At 43.0% G+C, this 19,832-nt stretch carries 21 protein-coding genes and 1 tRNA gene; 9 read left to right on the top strand and 13 right to left on the bottom strand.

The genetic code is table 11. The features are described from left to right. Positions 1 to 180: 180 nt before the first annotated feature. Positions 181 to 780 carry a guanylate kinase gene (gene gmk, locus FD723_RS23790; protein ID WP_179069254.1) on the top strand — a complete coding sequence of 200 codons (600 nt, stop codon included), beginning with the start codon at positions 181 to 183 and terminating at the stop codon, positions 778 to 780. 141 nt (positions 781 to 921) lie between these two features. Here gmk and FD723_RS23785 read toward each other — a convergent pair whose 3' ends face one another. The 3 genes from FD723_RS23785 to FD723_RS23775 form a co-directional block, all read right to left on the bottom strand. Further along, a complete protein-coding gene (locus FD723_RS23785; RefSeq protein ID WP_179067569.1) occupies positions 922 to 1,443 on the bottom strand; it encodes a photosystem I reaction center protein subunit XI in 522 nt (173 codons plus the stop codon). Positions 1,444 to 1,719: 276 nt separating this feature from the next. Then, positions 1,720 to 1,869 carry a photosystem I reaction center subunit IX gene (psaJ, locus tag FD723_RS23780; protein WP_179067568.1) on the bottom strand — a complete coding sequence of 50 codons (150 nt, stop codon included), beginning with the start codon at positions 1,867 to 1,869 and terminating at the stop codon, positions 1,720 to 1,722. 39 nt (positions 1,870 to 1,908) lie between these two features. Then, positions 1,909 to 2,403: a Photosystem I reaction center subunit III gene (locus FD723_RS23775; RefSeq protein ID WP_179067567.1), complete on the bottom strand. Its 495-nt coding sequence runs from the start codon at positions 2,401 to 2,403 to the stop codon at positions 1,909 to 1,911. Positions 2,404 to 2,679: 276 nt separating this feature from the next. Between FD723_RS23775 and tsaD the strand changes: the two genes are divergently transcribed. Further along, the gene (tsaD, locus tag FD723_RS23770; RefSeq protein ID WP_179067566.1) at positions 2,680 to 3,726 is read left to right on the top strand and encodes a tRNA (adenosine(37)-N6)-threonylcarbamoyltransferase complex transferase subunit TsaD; all 1,047 of its coding nucleotides are present in this window, start codon (positions 2,680 to 2,682) and stop codon (positions 3,724 to 3,726) included. 52 nt (positions 3,727 to 3,778) lie between these two features. Here the strand turns inward: tsaD and FD723_RS23765 are convergent, their stop codons facing one another. Both FD723_RS23765 and FD723_RS23760 read right to left on the bottom strand, forming a co-directional pair. Further along, positions 3,779 to 4,696 carry an alpha/beta fold hydrolase gene (locus FD723_RS23765; protein WP_179067565.1) on the bottom strand — a complete coding sequence of 306 codons (918 nt, stop codon included), beginning with the start codon at positions 4,694 to 4,696 and terminating at the stop codon, positions 3,779 to 3,781. 136 nt (positions 4,697 to 4,832) lie between these two features. Next, the gene (locus FD723_RS23760; protein WP_086763971.1) at positions 4,833 to 5,552 is read right to left on the bottom strand and encodes a hypothetical protein; all 720 of its coding nucleotides are present in this window, start codon (positions 5,550 to 5,552) and stop codon (positions 4,833 to 4,835) included. Between the two features lie 491 nt (positions 5,553 to 6,043). On the opposite strand from FD723_RS23760, the gene FD723_RS23755 reads away from it, so the two are divergent. The 6 genes from FD723_RS23755 (at position 6,044) to FD723_RS23730 (ending at position 11,129) form a co-directional block, all read left to right on the top strand. Then, positions 6,044 to 6,595, top strand: a complete 552-nt coding sequence (locus tag FD723_RS23755; RefSeq protein WP_179067564.1) for a GNAT family N-acetyltransferase — start codon at positions 6,044 to 6,046, stop codon at positions 6,593 to 6,595. Between the two features lie 301 nt (positions 6,596 to 6,896). After that, a tRNA-Pro gene (locus FD723_RS23750) sits at positions 6,897 to 6,970 on the top strand. Between the two features lie 603 nt (positions 6,971 to 7,573). Beyond that, positions 7,574 to 8,377, top strand: coding sequence for a Tic22 family protein (locus FD723_RS23745; protein WP_179067563.1), 804 nt, complete (start codon positions 7,574 to 7,576; stop codon positions 8,375 to 8,377). Positions 8,378 to 8,402: 25 nt separating this feature from the next. Beyond that, complete coding sequence (prmC, locus tag FD723_RS23740; RefSeq protein WP_179067562.1) at positions 8,403 to 9,293, top strand: peptide chain release factor N(5)-glutamine methyltransferase; 891 nt, start codon at positions 8,403 to 8,405, stop codon at positions 9,291 to 9,293. A gap of 211 nt (positions 9,294 to 9,504) precedes the next feature. After that, the gene (locus FD723_RS23735) at positions 9,505 to 10,113 is read left to right on the top strand and encodes an L-threonylcarbamoyladenylate synthase (protein ID WP_179067561.1); all 609 of its coding nucleotides are present in this window, start codon (positions 9,505 to 9,507) and stop codon (positions 10,111 to 10,113) included. 74 nt (positions 10,114 to 10,187) lie between these two features. After that, positions 10,188 to 11,129, top strand: coding sequence for a sensor histidine kinase KdpD (locus tag FD723_RS23730; protein WP_179067560.1), 942 nt, complete (start codon positions 10,188 to 10,190; stop codon positions 11,127 to 11,129). On the opposite strand, the gene FD723_RS23725 is transcribed toward FD723_RS23730, so the two are convergent. From FD723_RS23725 to FD723_RS23695, 7 genes are all read right to left on the bottom strand, one after another. Then, positions 11,092 to 11,562: a GNAT family N-acetyltransferase gene (locus tag FD723_RS23725; RefSeq protein ID WP_179067559.1), complete on the bottom strand. Its 471-nt coding sequence runs from the start codon at positions 11,560 to 11,562 to the stop codon at positions 11,092 to 11,094. The two genes, FD723_RS23730 and FD723_RS23725, sit on opposite strands and share 38 nt — an antisense overlap. Positions 11,563 to 11,659: 97 nt before the next feature. Further along, positions 11,660 to 12,073: a hypothetical protein gene (locus FD723_RS23720; RefSeq protein ID WP_179067558.1), complete on the bottom strand. Its 414-nt coding sequence runs from the start codon at positions 12,071 to 12,073 to the stop codon at positions 11,660 to 11,662. Between the two features lie 72 nt (positions 12,074 to 12,145). Further along, a complete protein-coding gene (gene secF, locus FD723_RS23715) occupies positions 12,146 to 13,135 on the bottom strand; it encodes a protein translocase subunit SecF (protein ID WP_179067557.1) in 990 nt (329 codons plus the stop codon). Then, the gene (gene secD, locus FD723_RS23710) at positions 13,132 to 14,544 is read right to left on the bottom strand and encodes a protein translocase subunit SecD (RefSeq protein WP_179069253.1); all 1,413 of its coding nucleotides are present in this window, start codon (positions 14,542 to 14,544) and stop codon (positions 13,132 to 13,134) included. The genes secF and secD overlap by 4 nt, the downstream gene beginning before the upstream one ends. Positions 14,545 to 14,703: 159 nt before the next feature. Next, a complete protein-coding gene (locus FD723_RS23705) occupies positions 14,704 to 15,687 on the bottom strand; it encodes an alpha-ketoacid dehydrogenase subunit beta (RefSeq protein ID WP_179067556.1) in 984 nt (327 codons plus the stop codon). Positions 15,688 to 15,903: 216 nt separating this feature from the next. Further along, on the bottom strand, positions 15,904 to 16,530 hold the full coding sequence (locus FD723_RS23700) for a hypothetical protein (protein ID WP_179067555.1): 627 nt from the start codon (positions 16,528 to 16,530) through the stop codon (positions 15,904 to 15,906). Continuing rightward, positions 16,530 to 17,165, bottom strand: coding sequence for a ParA family protein (locus FD723_RS23695; protein ID WP_179067554.1), 636 nt, complete (start codon positions 17,163 to 17,165; stop codon positions 16,530 to 16,532). Before FD723_RS23695 ends, FD723_RS23700 begins: the two co-directional genes overlap by 1 nt. A gap of 241 nt (positions 17,166 to 17,406) precedes the next feature. On the opposite strand from FD723_RS23695, the gene FD723_RS23690 reads away from it, so the two are divergent. Next, a complete protein-coding gene (locus tag FD723_RS23690) occupies positions 17,407 to 18,789 on the top strand; it encodes a cytochrome P450 (protein ID WP_179069252.1) in 1,383 nt (460 codons plus the stop codon). Between the two features lie 262 nt (positions 18,790 to 19,051). On the opposite strand, the gene FD723_RS23685 is transcribed toward FD723_RS23690, so the two are convergent. After that, positions 19,052 to 19,675 (bottom strand): DapH/DapD/GlmU-related protein, encoded by a 624-nt coding sequence (locus FD723_RS23685; RefSeq protein WP_179067553.1) that lies wholly within the window; start codon positions 19,673 to 19,675, stop codon positions 19,052 to 19,054. Between the last annotated feature and the right edge of the window lie 157 nt (positions 19,676 to 19,832).

The raw sequence follows: 19,832 nt of genomic DNA, 5'->3' as shown, positions 1-19,832 counted from the left end.
CCCCGACTTCTTAAAGAAGTCGGGGATCTGAACCCCACTAACCTCTCAAAACTTTTGGGACAGACTATTAAGTACTTGACCTCTATCACTCTTACTACAAATTCTTTAGTTACTAGTGGACTTGGCCAGGAACACAAGATTAATGAATAATATCTATTGATTGATTCACAGGTTGAAGGGATGATGCCAGTTTTACCCATCCAGAATAGTGCTACTACCGAAGAGTGCTTACATTTAGGCAGGTTAATTGTTTTAACTGGCCCCAGTGGGGTTGGTAAAGGCACTTTAATGCGATCGCTCCTAGAACGTCATCCAGAACTCTATTATTCTGTGTCCGTGACGACTCGTTCTCCCCGTCCAGGAGAAATCGATAGCAAAAGTTATTACTTTATCAGCCGCAGCAAGTTTGAACAACTAGTTGCGGAAGGTGAATTTTTAGAATGGGCAGAATTTGCTGGTAACTATTACGGCACTCCCCGTGAAGCTGTACTTAACCAAATTAATTCTGGTAAGTTGGTAGTGCTAGAAATTGAACTAGAAGGAGCAAGACAAATTCGTGCTTCCTTCCCCAGTGGCTTCAGCATTTTTATATTACCGCCTTCCTTCGATGAATTAGAAAAACGGATACGCTCTCGTGCCCAAGACTCTGAAGAAGCGATCGCCCGTCGTCTACTCCGCGCCCAAGAAGAAATTCAAGCCGCAGGTGAGTTTGATATTCAAATCGTTAATGACGATTTTGAGACTGCTTTAAATGATATTGAAGCGGTTTTGTTTAAATAAGTTAGGAGTTAGAAGTTATGAATTTCAACTCCTAATTACTACAGAGTGGATTTGAGACTTACTGTACTCTGATCCATCTTAGGAATTATGAATTTAAACTTCTAACTCCTAACTCCTAACTCCTAACTCCTAACTCTTAAATTAACCAAATAGACCTTGAATTAGTGCCAAATTACTAGTCAAAAAGTAAGCGACTACTGCACCACCAATGCCACCAATCAAGAAAGAACTGGTAAAATTATTCCAGCTTTCTTTAGAATTAAAAGCATCTGCTGGAGGATTGGGTACGGTAACACTAGGAAGTGCTTTGGCAGGATTGCTACTGGCATACAGTGACAAACAAGCGGTGAGCAAAACAACCAAGCCGATAGCTCCCAGTAACCCAGCTAAGTTAGCATTAGCTGTGTCCCGCAGTGGGCCTAATTTAGCAAAGGGGCCAAATAGCAAGTAACCATGAGCTTGACCAACTTCTAAACCACGTCTGGCAGGAGTCAGACCTGGACGATAGGCAGGTAAATTATTGATGAATCCCTTGATCAAGGGAGAAGAATTAACTGGGGTTTCTAGGTTCCCTAGCTGTGGATCGCCAAATGCGGGAAAAACAACTTCCCGATTTCTGGGATCGCCAGGGAGATTCTTTGATGCATCTACTGCTTGTGCCATATTTTACGTTCGCCTCTAAATTAAAATGGTGGCATTTTTATATTAATAATAATTGTGGCTAAAGATGTCTTTTAGCTAGGAAGTTTAGAAAAATTAATTTAGCTTTTTTAAAAACCGTGAAACTCGCGATCTGTAAACAGTATCACGAGTTTCAAAAAACTATTTTTGCCGCCTATTTTGGTGATAATTCGGACTTTTGAAGCTGAATATATCAACTACACAATATTAGGCAAAAAACAAGACATTCATTAAACTGTCCTAAATCCCATTAGACACTTATGACAGTGGGTGAAAAAGGAGGTCGGGGAAAAAGCGGTTGAATTCAATCAAGATACCTGCTGTGATGGTCAGCCAGATGGTAGCTGCCACAGGTGCCGTGGAAATGAATTTAATCAAATAAGATGATTGGTCGCCTTTGTCTGCCATGAATTTAGTCTCCTAAACGAATGAATTAGTTAAGCTGATTTAGCGTGGGGAAATGGGGATTTCTGAATCTTTGGCTGCTAATTTTCCAGAGAGAAATTCTTGGACTGCTGCTGCTGGCCAAGCAAAGCCTGACGCTATTAGGGGTAGTGCTAAACCAAGATCAATTTGGATTTCCTTTTGTTCAGCGTCAGATCCCTTTTTGATTGCTTGTAGATAGGCACGACCTACCCAACCAATCCAACCAGTAATATATAGAAACAAAATGCTAGGGATCAAAAAGTCACCAGCATGATCTAGACGACCATCAACAATCAAGTGAGGGTATCCTTCAGGGCCGCACAACGCCTGAGAATAACGCTCAAACCGCTTTTTCCCTGATTGGGGGTCAGCGGTGGTATTACGGGCATTAGCTGCTAGCTCTTGGAAAGCGGGATTGTCCTTGCAGGGTGTCAAATTAGCTCCTAAAGCCTGCGCTGGGGGAGCAAAGTTGAACCAAAGACTAATCGCTAACATCAAAGCAAACAATCGTCGCATAGAGTTGTTTCCTTTTATTACAAAACAAGAAGTTTTTTGTACAAAACGAAGCGGCTTGTACAGTCTGTTTATTTGCATAACTAGGAAGTCATCATACTCTTGGGTGGGAACCGAGTAAAGTTTAAGTAAATAAAAGTTAAAGCTTCTCAACCAAAATTAGTGCTGAGTGCTGAGTAACGAGTGCTGAGTATAAGAATTGTTGTTGTAGGGTAGTAAAGAAGCAAGATTTTCTCTCCACTATTCAGGACTCAGGATTCAGGACTCAGCACTCAAGAAATGACAACCGTTTTAGCAATAGAAACCAGTTGTGATGAAACAGCCGTCGCAATTGTTAACAATCGTAAAGTTTGCAGTAGTATCGTAGCCTCACAAATTCCAGTCCATCAGCAGTATGGCGGGGTAGTGCCAGAAGTCGCGTCTCGCCAACACTTGGAAACGATAAATGTTGCGATCGCACAAGCCCTAGAACAAGCCCAACTAGACTGGGGACAAATTGACGCTATTGCCGCCACTTGTGCCCCTGGACTTGTAGGAGCGTTATTGGTGGGGTTAACTGCTGCCAAAACTCTAGCGATGGTACACAACAAGCCATTTTTGGGAGTTCATCACCTCGAAGGTCACATTTACGCAACTTACTTGAGCGAATCAACTTTAAGTCCCCCTTTCCTTAGCTTACTGGTTTCAGGCGGACATACAAGCTTGATTTATGTCAAAGATTGTGGTAATTACGAAACCCTGGGACAAACCCGTGATGATGCAGCTGGTGAAGCCTTTGATAAAGTGGCGCGATTATTAAAGCTAGGTTATCCCGGTGGACCAGTGATTGACAAGTTGGCACAACAGGGAAATCCTCAAGCCTTTGCTTTACCAGAAGGAAAAGTTTCTCTACCTGGTGGGGGGTTTCATCGTTATGACACGAGTTTTAGTGGGTTAAAAACGGCTGTATTGCGTTTAGTGCAGCAGTTAGCGAAAGATGGGGGACAAGTACCAGTGGCAGATGTAGTAGCTAGCTTTCAGGATACCGTAGCGCGATCGCTAACCAAAAGAGCGATCGCCTGTGCCCTAGACTATGGTCTAGACACAATTGCTATTGGTGGCGGTGTAGCAGCTAATAGCGGCTTGAGAAAAAACCTCCAAGCCGCCGCCATTAAACACAACCTACGCGTCCTATTCCCCCCTCTAAAATTCTGTACCGATAACGCCGCCATGATTGGCTGTGCCGCCGCTGACCATTTCTCCCGTGGTCATACATCCCCCCTCACACTAGGCGTTGAGTCTAGGTTAGCGCTCACTCAGGTGATGAAGTTGTATCAACCTGTTTAGTAGTTAGTAGTCATTTGTCATTGGTCATTTGTAACTATCAATGCCCAATCCCCTATATCCTATAACTATTGACTATCGCTCGGATATGGTCAGCTACAGCATCGGGTTGTTCCAACATAGCTAGGTGTCCGCAATTAGGAATTTCTAGAACATTGTCACCACAATATTGGAAGAGTCTGTGAAAGCTCGCTAAATGGCGCACATACTTGGGTTCCATAACCTTGTCTTCCGCACCAGCCAAAAAATAAACCGGCTGCTTCAGTTGGGATACTAGCTCAGGTAAACGATTGATTTCTTCTTCCGTTGTGGAGTCTAACAGAGTTCCCAGAGCCGCCTCTGGGTCAGCCACGACAAAATCAATTACCCGCTGACGTGCCCAAAAGCGCTCCAAAGGACGAACCACGCTAGCTCTGGTAAACAGCAAATCAATCAAAGGCACTTGAGACAGCCAGCGCGGACGGATTTGCAAAAATTTCTGACCCGCCGAGCGAAACTGCTCAAAGGCTTCTTTGAGGTAAATACCACCGCCGGCATTGATACAGATCACACCCTTAACACACTCAGGTATTTGATCTGCTCCCCAAAGAGCGATCGTTCCACCCAATGAGTGACCAATTAGCCAAGCACTGGTAATATTTAGCTGTTTCAGGAGAACTGCTAAATCCTGAGCATAAGCAGCAGGAGTATAAAGAGATTCCATTGGTGAGCCAACCGCACTATTGGAGATGGGCGTCAGGCTCAGAGACGTTTGTGTTCGACTAAAATCGGTTTTTACCTGGGATTGCGATTCACCAAAACCCCGCAAATCATAGGAAAGGCACTGCAAATCATCTGATAGGCGGGAAATCACAGGTTGCCAATATCCACGGCTATTTAGCCAACCGTGGATAAATACTAAAGCATGGGGGCAGGAAGTGGGAGCCGTTAGCTCGTATGCGTGTGGAACGCCCAAGATTTCGATAGTTGCCATACTTATATCGTACCCTTAAGGGCGAGTGCGACTAAATACGGAATAGGAAGAGAGTTAGGAATTAGAAGTTAGGAGTTAGGAGTTAGAAGTGAGGAGTTATTAATTTTTAACTCATAACTCATAACTCATAACTTTTTTATTTACCCAGCAACCTCTGTCGTACCCCTTCAGCAATCTTGTGACCTAGATATTCAGGAATGAGACTTTCATTTGGCCCCAACAAGTAGAGAATTAGCCTTGTACGTCCGCGCCAAACCAGTAAATTGGCATTGACTACCAAAAGGTCTTCTTGCCAGATGGCGTACATCACTTTGTAGAATAATCCTGGTTGATTATCGGCTTCAATCACTAGGGCCGGGAGATGAAAGACCGGATCGACATAGAACTCAGTTTGTACCTGCTCTAAACCAGTATCAAGATTGAATTCTACTGCCAGCATCTCTTCTACCTCAAACCGACCTCCTAAAGCCTCACGAATGGCACGACAGACATTTTCTGCGGTTTTATCGGTCAAGGCTTTACTACCACGAGACACCAATAGTTTGATAAAAACTAACATTGGCGGACGGATCTGACCGTATAGACTTAGACCGTGGATAGTCAAACCATAAGCTGCTAGTACACCAAAAATATCGCTGAGGAGAAAAGACTGGTTGCGGTAAGCAAAATGCAAGGCACTTTTGCTACCCTCCGGTTTCAGTTCAATCACAGCGCGTCTAGTTTTATAGAGACGGTAGGCTAGCCGCAAATTTTGCAGTTGAATTTCACTACTGACGAATTGCTCATAAAACTGGGGAAACGCTCGGTTAAAGCGCTTTAGGAGTTCCAGTGTAGAAGATTTTAAACCAGAAGCCATTGTTAAGGGTAAGACTCGCTTGCTTTCGTCACCTGGGGACTGGGTGTTGGGTGTTGGGTGTTGGGGATTGGGGACTGGGGACTGGGAAAGAAGTAGAAGAGAAGAGTTTTCCGCTCTGCCTATTTATCAATGCCCAATCTCCAATACCCAATCCTTTGTATACAATACACTCCTAAGCTAACGTGCATTTAAGGACTATACGAACAATTGCCAGGATTAGATTTTTCCATTTTGAATTTTGAATGCGTGAATTTTGAATTACTTATATCCTTCCCTTTTTATGAATTTCCCCTACCCTTTACAACAAAATGCTAAAGTTGAAAATGATTGGTGTGAAACACGCTCTAACTCGCTGTTCCCATTGCAAATCCCAAAAGCAACCGAAAAACTTTGAGTGTAAGGGGTAGTCAATGGCGATCGCTATGTTAAACGTGAATCAACACTCTTAAGAGTGGAAACCAATTCAGTTATACTACCCGAACCACGTTGGCATGGGTTTTTGGAAAACTTGGTTTAGTACTCCTGAATCTGTAGCGACAACTAGGACAAACCCCTTTGAAGAGCATACAGTGGGAACTGCGGGCAACTCCAGCCCCAGTGGCATTAGTGATGCTTCTGCAAAGGAGGCTCGGATCGTCTTCAGTACGGAACGAGACATTGACCTATATGAGCTAGAAGAACTCTGTGATGCAGTTGGTTGGTCACGTCGTCCTCTAAGAAAAGTAAAAAAAGCTATTGAGCATAGTTTTCTCGTCGCCTCAATGTGGCAGGTGAGAGGAAACCAAAAGCGGCTCATTGGTTTTGCCCGTGCTACTTCAGATCACGCTTTTAATGCCACTATTTGGGATGTGGTGGTTCACCCAGACTTTCAAAGTCAAGGATTGGGCAAGGCGCTGATGAAATACGTTCTCAAAAAACTTAGGAGTGAGGAAATTAGTAATGTCACTCTCTTCGCCGATCCCCATGTTGTAGATTTCTACCGAACGATGGGGTTTATGGCTGATCCAGAAGGCATCAAAGGTATGTTCTGGTATCCTCACTAGCACTCAATCCAAATAAAACCCGATTAGCACAATAAAATCAGGTATAGTAGTACAAATCTATTATTTTGGTTTGGTTTGACAAGGTTTAGCCGACGAACGAGCAAGTATATCTCTTGTAAAACTAAGTCGGCAAAAAACCCTTGATGATTGTAAGGATTTAATTTAGCTCGTATTTGCAGAATATAAAAAATATTAAGCATAAGTCGTAATATTCTGATATAATCAGATTAATGCTTTTGTGAAAGCGCGATCGCTTTGATGGTTAAGTTAAAACAAAACCAGAAAAGTAGAGAGAGATAACCGGGATGTAGCGCAGCTTGGTAGCGCGCCTGCTTTGGGAGCAGGATGCCGCAGGTTCAAATCCTGTCATCCCGATTTAATTAGTATATTTAACAGCTAGGGCTGACTCATTAGAGTTTTTTGTTAGGATGTGCAATCAAATTGCATGTTTTTACGGATAAACTTAATTTGGCTATTCTGCTGTTGTGTTGGCTATTAAAGCTTAATAAGCAAATTTACTCCTTAAGCAGTAAGATGCTTCTGAGACTGAGCTTTGTATAAATTTGAGAATATACTATTAAATCAATCGGAGATGGAACGATTTATTAAGTAATAGCGTCACCCAATCTTAGAAAAAGCCGATAGAATGGCATTTATCGTCTCCAAGGTATCAGAGATGGAGAGGCTTTTCACTCTTTGAAAAGACATATAACAGGCATCTACCGCCTTTCGCTGTGAATAGCGAAGCAAAACTCAGAAAAACAGAACGTTAGCACAGCCAGTTTGTGAAAACGATACCATAGCAAGCCTAAATAGTTGGGTAATATTGGATTTTGACCGTTGAGGCTCACTCAACCTCAACGCGCACAATGAATTTTTCACAACTCAAATAGATTGCTATATAACTAAAGCTAGTTGGTGCTGTGCAAATCCAACCATTTGTTTAATTTAATTAGAATATTGATGCGAGGAGCAGTCATGAAATCATTTATTCGCTTGGGCGCAACATTGAGTATAGCTGGCAGTGTATTTTTCACAGGGCTTTCAGGAATAGGCAATTTACCAGGAATGGGCAATCTAGAGGCGATCGCATTGCCACAAAATGAGGTAGTGAAAAAGCTCCAGGAAGTACCTGTATTCACACTCACCAATCCCAAGGGCGAATTTGTAGTTCTTTCGAGAACCAACGCATCCAAGCCGATCTCGCAAGTGGGATTTTTTATTAGCAAGCAAGATGCTCAAAAATTCCTTGACAATCGGCTCAAAAAAGAAAATCCCCAGTTGGCAAGCACCCTACAGGTTAGACCCTTGTCCCTGGCAGACTACTACAAAATAGTACAAGAAAGCAAAAAGAAACCAGACTCCGTAATTTATACTTTAGTGCCGACGCAAGCACAGGTAGCTTCGGCAACAAGTATGCTAAATCAAAATGGTAAAAAAGCGGAGCAATTCAACGGTATTCCCTTATTTGTACCCAAATTTAAGAAAGATAATAGCTATCTAACTATTCCCGTAGCCAAAGGCAGTGAGCGCTACATCCCTTTCTTTTTTGAGAAAGAGCAAGCAGTCGCTCTGTTAGACGAATTCAAGAAAGCCGTACCCAAGGAAGCAGACAACACTGAAATTCAGGTAGTGGATTTGTACGGTGTTCTAGAAGCTCTCAATAGCAGCAACGATCCTAGTATCAATAAAATTGTTCTGTATCCATCGCGGGAGTCGATCAACTTTATTCGATCGCTGGCTCCGAATCAGTCACCAGCTGCGCCCGCCCCGAAAAAATAACGGTTATGCGCTCCAGGGTTGAGGTATGGGGGAGAAACATCTGATAGTTTCTGGTTTACAACTTTGGCAGTGGCGAAATGCAGCTCTCGAAGCAGCGATCGCCACTGATGTTCCACCAACGGAGGTAGATTGGCTACTTTTAGAGGTAGCTGGCTTAGACCGCTTGGCCCTGCGTTTGGAGTCTTTTAAAAACTGGCCGCAAATTCAACTGCAATTGCCGCTAGAAGAGTTAGAACAACTGTGGCAAAGGCGATTAAATGACCGCTTACCAGTGCAATATATTACGGGAGTTACACCTTGGCGTAATTTTAAAATTGTGGTGTCAAGTGCGGTTTTGATTCCCAGACCAGAGACAGAGTGCTTAATTGATTTAGCTAAAGCATCTGTTAGCAATGCTTCAGGACACTGGGCAGATTTGGGTACTGGCAGTGGAGCGATCGCCATTGGATTAGCAGATGTCTTGCCAAATGCCACTATTCATGCTGTTGATTACAGTGTTCAAGCTTTGGCGATCGCCCAAACCAACGCTGATAATTTGGGTTTTGCTGACCGCATTCGATTTTATCAAGGTTCCTGGTGGGAACCACTGGCATTGTTAAAAGGTCAGTTCAGTGGTATTGTGTCGAACCCTCCTTACATCCCCACCAGCACTTTACCGACTTTGCAACCAGAAGTAGTTAACCATGAACCGCATTTAGCTTTAGATGGTGGCGCTGATGGCTTAGATTGCATTCGCCATTTGGTAGAAATCTCTCCTAGTTATTTGCAATCTGGCGGCGTGTGGCTAATAGAGATGATGGCTGGACAAGCCGATGCAGTGCAAGAACTTTTGCAAAATCAAGGTAATTATTGCAATATTCAAATTCACGCGGACTTAGCTGGAATTGAACGATTTGCCCTGGCTTATAGAAGTTAGGGCGAAGCGTTCAATTTGGCTATTTCCGTTATTCACGTTTTCCAAAAATTGGATCGTGAATTCAGCATCGTCCGATAAATCGCCGTCTCTACAGAGAATTTATCCATCAATTATTTATTGGCGGAAAACAACTCATGATACAGAGCAACTAAATTTATTTATGGGGATTATTAATTTTGAATTTTAAATTTTGAATTCGGAGCGAAGCGACGTGACGCAAGTTTCCCTCACAGACCTAATAGTTGGCGCACGCGCTGGCTTGTTGGTGAGTTTTCCCACTGATACTGTTCCTGCACTTGCAGCTATACCAGAAAAAGCAGCATTAATTTTTGCGGCAAAGCAACGCAGTCAAGATAAACCTTTGATTTTGATGGCGGCTAAAGCTGAAGATTTGTGGCAGTATGTCAAAGGTAGTGAGAATGAGTATAAAGTTTGGCAAGAACTAGCAGATAAGTATTGGCCAGGAGGGCTGACATTAGTTTTGCCAGCTAGTCAACACCTGCCAAAAGTTATGAACCCTATTGATCCAACAACAATTGGGATTCGAGTACCGAACAGTGCGATCGCTCAATCTATTTTGGCCCAAACAGGCCCTCTTGCCACCACTAGCGCCAATTTTTCCGGTCAGCCGCCTTTACAAACAATGGCAGAAATTGAGACTCAGTTTCCTCAAGTTCTGACTTTAGCAACAACAGAATGCCAGGGTGAAATGTCGGGGATGGGTGTACCTTCCACTGTTGCTAAATGGACAGGAATAAATTGGCAGATTTTGCGGCAAGGAGCGATCAAGTTAGAGATTTCGATTGATAACCAGATATAGGTGGCTATAATGTTGTTTTCGTGGTTTTAACAACAGAGAAATCTGAAACTTTAGCAGGTTAATAATTGCCAGATATGAATTGGAGCAACTGGATATATCTAGGAGTAGGAATAGCTCTAGGTATGGTTTTCCGTCAGTTATTTGGGCGATGGCTACGCCCAACCCAGGCATTGCCTAATGTTTTATCTAGCTCATCCCCAGTCGCGCCATTAGCTGAAGAGGATACGCCACCAATATCGCAACAGCTACAGCAAACCCATCTGGCATACCTGATGGCAAGGGAAATGAGCCTATTTAAAGCTGGTTTTTTGGCGCGGACTACTCATGAATTGCGATCGCCTTTTAATGGTCTAATTGGCTTACATCAGTTAATTTTGTCAGATTTGTGTGAAAATCCAGCTGAAGAGCGAGAATTTATTGCCCAAGCTCATGAGCGAACGCTAAAACTGCTGAAGCTGATGGATGAAATTCTCAACGTTGCCAGAGCTGAACATGGTACCAATAAATTAGATATTCAGCCTAGACCTTTAGCCCAAATTTTGGAGGAGGTTCATGACTTAACTTATATGCTGGCGGCAAATCGTAATTTTCCCTTGCAATTATTACCCGCCGATCCAGAAATTTATGTTTTGACAGATTACCTCTGGCTCCGCCAAGTCTTAATAAGTTTAATAGATACTGCTATTGCTCAGATGGAGGAAGGTAGCATCTGTATTTCTAGTAGCACAATACCTACAAATAATTTTATAAATATTTGGCTGGATGTACCAACTCATGCTGTATCCTGGAGCGAGCCGATTGATTTGCTCAAATCTGAAGATATACCGACCCAGATTGACGAAAAGAACGCTGCTCTTTCTCCGGGAATGAGGCTATTAATCAATCAGACTTTGGTAGAAGTTATGGGAGGAAAGTTAGAAATTCTGCCTTCTACCATTGTCAAGGAACCACTTCAGCAACTTAGCAGACTACAAATATCTATCCCCCTAGTGATTCCTGAAGCTGAACTTCTGTAGCAACAACAAAAACACGGTTAGCTAGGTTGTGTAGCACCATCGTAGTGGTAGTGTTGGGTTGAAAACCAATCTTTTCGTAGAAACCCTGCTGGTGAGTAGTCATCAGGTAAACACGCTCAACAAACCTCATTCGGGGGTGATTTAAAACGGTTTCTACTAAATTGCTGCCCAACCCACTATGTTGATACTCTGGATGAATGACAACATCCCAAATTGTGGCGCGATATATGCCATCAGATGTTGCTCTGGCAAAGCCAATGAGTCGATCGCGAAGGCAAACAGAAATCACTGGCTCACTGTTGGCAATAGCTATCCCTAAATCCTCAATACTGCGTCCCTTTGCCCAGAAAGCGGAAACATTTAACAGTTCTTGGAGTTGGTAAAGGTCAATTTCAGACTTGCGATCGCTAAATTGAATTTGAAGATCGTTCATTTATGGCATCCACTTTTGGCACTATCTTTGTATATTTAAGTCATATTTTGCTAGAAATTGCTGTACGTGTCTATGTATATGCAACGAGAAAGAAAATTTAACGACAAACCCACTTCCATAAAGGATGAGTTGCTCCCTGCTGACGTATCCGATAAACTTGTTTTTCTAAACGTTGTTTTTCCTGCTGTGGCAATCCGAGTAGAATATTCCGACTTTGCCAAACTAAAACCGCAGCAGTCATCCCCAGACAAAAGGCTAGACCAAAGGTAGACAGTGGATGATAGAACAGTCCAAATCTCACTGCCACCCAGGTAAAATATTGTTGCCACAAAGCAATTTCTGTACGTAAACCCCACAAGGAGACAGGTGCAACGGTGAGCCATAAACAGCCCACAAATAACCACCTGCCATATACTGTCAGTTGATGTAGCCTTTGTACTTGTTGAGCAAAAGATGGGTCAGATTTCTCTAAGTCTGGGACAGTAGTTAATGGTTCTTCCGGTTGATCCATAGGGGAATAAAATTGCAAGGCGTGGGTGAGCAATTCAAAATGCTTTCACCCAATTGTGAAATATACACAAGTTTAACTATCTTGAGAAGTGGGAGAAGTATCAATCGACTCCGCACTCTCTACCACCTGGGATTTACCCCTGTACTCTCGCCACCAGGTAAGCAGCGTACTAGCGATGAAAATACTCGAATAAGCCCCCATCGTGAAGCCAATAATTAAAGCCAGGGAAAAGTTTTTCAGTGTTTCTCCGCCAAACAGAAAGATTGCAGATAATGTCAGTAATACGGTTAAGGTTGTGTTGATTGATCTTGTGAGGGTTTGGTTAACTGCATCATCTACTATTTCGGCAATCGGCTGTTCAGGATGGATTTTAATGGTTTCCCGGATGCGATCGTAAATTACTACTGTGTCGTTGACTGAGAAACCTGTGATCGTCAGTAAGGCGACGATAAAAAGGCTATCTACTTCGATGCCTGCCACCAAACCCAAAATTGAAAAAGCCCCGACTGTAATCAAGATATCGTGGAATAGGGCAACGATCGCAAACACAGCATAATCTAACTGAAAGCGGAAGCTCATATAGATAGTAATACCGATGAAGGAAACTATCAGAGCTAATACCCCGGATGTAAACAGTTCTTTTCCCAAGGTGGGGCCAACGGAGTCAATCTGGTTTTTTTGCGGGTCAAAAACGCCGATTTCTTGGCTCAAAGCGTTTTGTAACTTGGTACGCTGATCGACAGTCAAATCTTTTGACCGAATTAGTACACCATTTTCTGCACCATTTTCGGAGACAAGTTGGATACTACTATCACCTAGTCCCTGCGCTTTTGCTACTTCCCGGACAGCGTTGATATTAATTGGTTTGTCGCAGTTACCAGGTTTGGTACAATCTCGAACAAACTGCAACCGCGTACCACCGATAAAATCTAAACCGGGGCGTAGGGGTGCGTGAATATTGGGTTGTTGCCAAGAAATCACCATTGAGATGATACCAGCAAGAATGATCGCGGCAGAAATACTCCACCAAAGCGATCGCGATTTGTTTATATGCAGTTTCATGGAGTCACCTCTGCCTTATTCGCTGCTGGCAGGTTTGGACAGAAAAGTTCTGTCTTCCGCAAAGAAGGAATTGAAATTGCCAAAAACAGCAATGTCCGACTACAGGTAATTGCTGTAAACATACTTACAGCTACCCCCAAAGCTAAGGTAAGAGCAAAGCCTTTGACTAAACCAGACCCCAGCCAAAACAGGGCAGCACAAGCAATCCATGTAGTGACGTTGCTATCTAAAATACTAGAAAATGCCCGATAAAAACCAGATTCCACAGAACGATACAGAGATTTACCCGCCCGCAATTCTTCTCGTGTCCTTTCAAAAATTAGCACATTGGCATCAACTGCCATCCCAATACTGAGAATAAAACCAGCAATTCCTGGCAAAGTTAGGGTGACACCTAATAAAGCAAAGGTTGACCAAGTTAAGAGGGAATAAATCACTAGTGATACATCCGCAATTAATCCTGGTAGGCGATAGTAAACCACCATGAATATTAATACTAAAGTCAAACCACCGACCCCAGCATAAATACTGCTTTGAATACTATCTCTACCCAAGGTTGCTCCAACCGTCCGCCTTTCTGCAATTTCTACTGGTACGGGTAATGCGCCACCGCGTAGCTGTACACCTAAGTCATTGGCTTGTTGGGCGGTAAATCGTCCTGTGATCACGGCAGAACCACCAGTAATACCAGTGGCGGCAAATTCTATACCCACGGTAGGGGCGCTGATCAGTTCATTGTCCAGAAAAACACCAATGCTACGCCCAGTCCCGGCGAGATTTTTCGTTAAATTGGTAAACAGTTCACCACCCTTTTGGTCGAAGCGAATGGCAACATTCCAGTTGTTACCTTGAGTGGGTTCACCATAAGCATCCTTGAGGTATTTGCCAATTAGGGGTGGATTGGTGCTTTCAAACAATTCTGCGATCGCTTGATTATTTTTCTTTAAATCTTCTTGATTCTTGACAATTGCTGCTTTGTCGGTACTCTTTTTCAACTCTTCTTGCTTGGCTTTCAATTCGGCTCTAGATGCTTGAAAAGCAAGTAGTTGAGTTTCTGTATTTGCCTTTTGGGTACGAAATTCTAACTGTGCCGTACCCCCTAGCACCCGTTCAGCTTGCTCTGGATCGTTTACTCCTGGTAGTTGCACCAATATTTTATCTGCGCCGACTGTTTGGATCACTGGCTCAGAAACACCCAAACCATTAATCCGGCCTTCGACAACTTTCTTTACACCTTCCAATTCTCTTTCGGTGATTTTGGGTACATCTGCTGATGGTTTCACCTGAATTGTAAGCTGTGAACCTCCGCGCAAGTCCAGTCCCAAGGGTATCGGAATTGTGGCAATCACCGTAATAGCGGCGATTATCAGGACTAAAATCAAAATTAATAGCGATCGCTGTCTTTGCATACCATAACTCGCAACTGACAAACGCTATAATAGCGCTCTTTTGAGGAGTTATGAGCAAGTATTGGGTACTGGGGATCGGGGATTGGGTATTGGGTATGGAGAAGAGACAAGGTAGACAAGGAAGAGGGTTGTTCAATAATTCCTCCTTGTCCCCAATCCCTAAACTCGCAACGCTACCATTTTTTCCACGGCTTCTACTATTTGCTCTGGTTGGACAATTGTCAGTCGCTCCAGATTGCCGTTATAGGGTGTGGGAATATCTTGGGAAGAAAGCCGCAGTACTGGCGCATCTAATTCATCGAATAAGCGATCGTTTATGGAAGCGATGACTTCTGCTCCAATACCCGCAGTTCGCATGGATTCTTCTACAACAATGACTTTATGAGTTTTACGTATTGATGCACCAATGGTATCAAAATCTAATGGTTTGAGAGATATTAAATCGATAACTTCTGGATCGTATCCTTGTTTTTCAAGAGTTTTTACTGCTTGCACCACATGATGGCGCATCCGCGAGTAAGTAATAATTGTCACATCTTTTCCTGGACGGACAATTTCTGCTTTATCCAGAGGTAGTAAGTATTCTTCTTCTGGTAAATCTTCTTTTAAGTTGTAAAGCAGAACGTGTTCAAAGAACAACACCGGATTATCATTGCGGATAGCGGATTTCAGTAGTCCTTTAGCGTTTCTTGGTGTGGAGCAGGCAACAATTTTCAACCCTGGCACAGCTTGAAAGTAAGTTTCTAATCGTTGGGAATGTTCTGCGCCTAGCTGTCTTCCAACACCGCCAGGGCCGCGAATTACCATCGGAATTTTAAAGTTACCACCAGAGGTATAGCGTAGCATTCCGGCGTTGTTGGCTATTTGGTTGAAGGCGAGCAGTAAAAACCCCATATTCATGCCTTCAATAATCGGACGCAAGCCAGTCATTGCTGCTCCGACGGCCATGCCTGTAAAGCTATTTTCAGCGATGGGGGTGTCTAGAACGCGGAGTTCGCCATATTTTTGGTACAGGTCTTTGGTAACTTTATAGGAACCGCCGTAGTGTCCAACATCTTCACCGAGAACGAATACGCTGGAGTCACGTGCCATTTCTTCGTCAATGGCTTCCCGTAAGGCGTTGAAGAATAGTGTTTCTGCCATTTAGACCTTTTAGTACGATTATGGTTTTAGAATTTTATCGTGCCGCTGTCGTAAATACAGTGAGCGATCGCACTAGTTAGAGTTTAAGTTATTTAGACGAACTGCCCCAAGGTACAGCGAGTAATTGCCATCAGGTGAATTCCTGTTTGTGCTGAGTCCGCCTGAGCGGACTTAAGTTTGCATCGCTGCGATTTCTAATCGCCAGGTATATTTGCTCTAATCAAGTAACCACATCTCATTAGAACTATCAGGATACTCATTTGGTTGATTTTGTGGTTGATTTTGAGCTAGTGTTTCCGATGACCGATGTGATTTCTTGTAGTTAAGTGGATTGTAGTGGTCTTTTTTTACTGGTTTGATCGCACTAGTCTCTTTGACAGCGACAGCAAGTTGAGATTTTTCTTCTGCTACTTGTTTTAAAGTCTTAATTTCTTCTATAAGCTGGGAGTTTGCTTCTGCAAGTTGCAGTGCTGTTTTTTTGGTTTCTTCAAGTTCTTTTGTTAGCTGTTCTAGTAACGATGTTTGCTCTGATGCAAAGGTTTTTTGTTTAGATAATTTTGATTGCAAATCAGTAATTTCTTGTCCAAGAGATGCTTCTTTTTTGTGGCTTGTTTCTAGATTACTTGTCAATTCTTTGACAGTGGCTTCTAAATCAGCCTTAGTAGGACTTGTGCGCTTAGTAGAAGTTGGCTCAAGTGGTTGTCCTAAGGATTCTTCTTCATCTGAAGCTTGTTCTTCGACAATTTTTTCTGCTGTAACTTCGATCGCAGATTCACCTTCTGGGGGTGTAAATTTTTGTGCCTCTTCTTGTAGTAAGTCAGAGAGACTTTGTTTCCTAGCCATTATTCTTTTCTCCAATCACGCTGTAATTCATCAGCTGCACGGCGGTAGTCTAATTCCGCCTCCCGTGCATTTCCTCCTCGCCATTGAGTAATCGCTACACCTTCTAGTGCTGCTCGTTCATGAGCTTTATAAGCACGGATGAAGGTATTACAAGTAGGAATACCTAAGCGAGTGAGAGTGTTTTTTGCTTCTTGCGCTTCCCCCAGACTGCGCGTATCGACTTTGGTGAGCAATACCCGATGGGGGGTTCCCACGGGAATGACGGCTTCCTTGACTGTTTCCACGAGGATTGCTAAATCCATTGCGGCTGGGGGTGTAGGCAAAACCAGATAATTTGCGATCGCAACTACCGCCACTAATGCTTCAGAGCGTAGGGCGGGAGGTGTATCCACCACTACTAAATCGTAACCTGTTATCTTTCCTAAATCACTTAAAAGTGTGGGATCGGTTTCTTGAGATAAATCAAATCCCATTCCCTGTTGACTGCGTCCAAACCACCAACTAGCAGAACCTTGAATATCTGCGTCAATCAACAGCACCTTTTTTTTCTTCGCAAAGTTTGCAGCCAGATTGACTGCGGTAGTCGTTTTACCGACTCCTCCTTTACCGTTAAGAATAGCGATGATTTTTGGCACTGCTTGCTTCCGATGCTGCCTCTCTTAGTGCTGAGTGCTGAGTTAGGAGTGCTGAGTTAGGAGTAGAGACGCGATTAATCGCTTCTGTACAAGAGTTATTATTATCCTCTTTGTCTTCTTTTTCAGTTCCCAGTCTCCAGTCCCTAGTCCCCAATGATGAATATACAGCTTTCTGTAACCTATAAGTAACATGAAAACTCGTAACAATAAAATTCAGAAGCCATTAACTCCACAAAGTCCGATGACAACTACTTACAATCTGCCTGATGGGCCTCAAATGCCGCGCTGGCTAAGGATGATCAAGTTTGTTAGCCAACCAGTCAAATATGTGGATGATTTTGCCAAAATTTATGGTGACACTTTCACAATCAGGAGTGTTCACTCAGATAATCATCTGGTGTATTTTAGTCAACCCCAAGCACTAGAGCAGATTTTTACTGCTGATTCCAGCCATTTTGAGGTGGGAAGGGGGAATATAGGGCTAAGATTTTTGCTTGGCGATCGCTCCTTCATGTTATCAGATGGCGATCGCCACCAGCGCCAACGGCAATTATTAGCTCCACCTTTTCATGGCGAAAGGATGCGAGCTTACGGCGAGGAAATTCGGGAAATTACCCGACAGGTAAGTAATGAATGGCAAATTGGTAAACCTTTTAACATCCGTGAGTCGATGCAAGAAATCACCTTGCGTGTTATTCTGCGGGTTGTATTTGGTTTGAATGAAGGACAGCTGTTTGAAGAACTGAGGCGATCGCTAAGTGACTTACTAGACTTCATTAGTTCGCCTGTAATGTCTAGCGCCTTCTTCTTCCGGTTCATGCAAAAAGATTTTGGTGCGTGGAGTCCGTGGGGTTGGGTTCTGCAACAACGGCAAAAAATCGATCAAATGATTTATGCTTTGCTTCGAGAACGTCGGGCGGAATCTGAACAAAATCGGCAAGATATCCTAAGTTTGATGATGGCGGCTCGTTACGACGATGGTCAAGGGATGTCAGATGAAGAATTACACGACGAGTTAATGACGCTGCTAGTTGCGGGACATGAAACTACCGCTTCCGCATTGACATGGGCTTTTTACTGGATTGATAGTTTACCAGAGGTGCGTGAAAAGTTGCTAGAAGAACTCAACACCATTGGAGTTAACACCGATTTGAGTAGTGTAGCTAAATTGCCCTATTTGACAGCAGTTTGCCAAGAAACATTGCGAATTTACCCAATTGCCATGACTGCTTTCGTGCGGGTTGTAAAGAACCCAATTACAATTATGGGCTACGAACTGCGAGAGGGAACGGCAATAATTCCCAGTATTTATTTAGCCCACCATCGGGAAGAAGTTTATCCACAATCCAAGCAGTTTAAACCAGAACGCTTTTTAGAAAGACAATATTCACCTTATGAATATTTACCCTTTGGTGGCGGTAATCGTCGCTGTATTGGGATGGCATTTGCCCAGTATGAAATGAAAATCGTCTTGGCAACTATTTTGTCAGAATTTCAAGTATCGCTAGTAAATAAACGTCCTGTACGTCCTGTGCGCCGTGGGTTAACTTTAGCTGCACCCGCCGGAATGCGGATGATTGCAACACCTCAAGTTAAGCGTGCGAATACGCCAGTGTTGGTGTAATATCAAGTTCGCTTGATTACTTATTAAACCCCAAGAACCCCACCGCGCCAAAGCTGGGATTATGCGATTACTTTGCTTTGCTTGTAATGACAATTTCAGGGGTTTATAACCCCTGAAACCCTTGCAAATACCACTTGTGTGTACACCATAGCCTTTCCAATGGGAGGGTTAAGGTGGGGTAAAACCTTGGTTAATCAGCTATTTCAGACTTGTGTTTACACCGTAGGGATAGGGTTAGGAAAAGTCTATGAAGTTTATCTAATCAAATATGCTGTTCAATCTCAGAATTAACTAATAATCCAGATTGAATCTCTTGCTTGTTAGCGAGTTGTTCATAATGTTCTTTGTCGCGGTATTTAATTATTCTCATCCGTTGATTACCAACAATTGCTAAAGGTTCAATATTTGCACTTACAACTGTACCAGCCGCCACAATTGCACCATCTCCAATGGAAACTCCTGGAACAATTAGGACATTTCCGCCAATCCAAACATTGCGACCGATGACAACAGGTTTATGAATATAGACATTATGTTCATAAGGCAAATCATTACTTTGATAGTCATGATTTGCAGAAAGTATAATCACGTTAAATCCAATTGTGGTATTGTCGCCAATTGTGATTCCACCACGACCATCTAATAAGACATCTGGGCCGATATAGACTTTATTTCCCAGAGATACATTTTGCGGATGCTCAATTTTAATATCTCGCTTAAATCGCAAACCAGAGCCACAAAATTTTAATTGACTCTTCAGTTCTTGATGCTTATAGCGCCTGATTTTGGTTTCTAAGTATTCTCCCCACCGTACTAGACGAGGTACTAACCATTGTTCTAACAATCGCTCTAATTTATTCGTAATTTTACTTTTGATCTCTTTCATAAAACCTCACGGAAGTTTAGCAACCCTCTGGCTTTCAACCAAGGAGGAAAAATGACGTGGGTACTTTAGCACCCTTCACATTTATTAGTTTTCCCCAATTAAGAGTATTTTCTCCCGTGTGAGTAACGTTTCTCTAAAAGTGGGGTGAGGGATGCCC

The sequence above is a fragment of the Nostoc sp. C052 genome (assembly GCF_013393905.1).
In the GTDB taxonomy this organism is placed as follows: domain Bacteria; phylum Cyanobacteriota; class Cyanobacteriia; order Cyanobacteriales; family Nostocaceae; genus Nostoc.
Note: the sequence above shows the minus strand (reverse complement) of the source record. Positions and strands in the feature narration are given on the sequence as shown.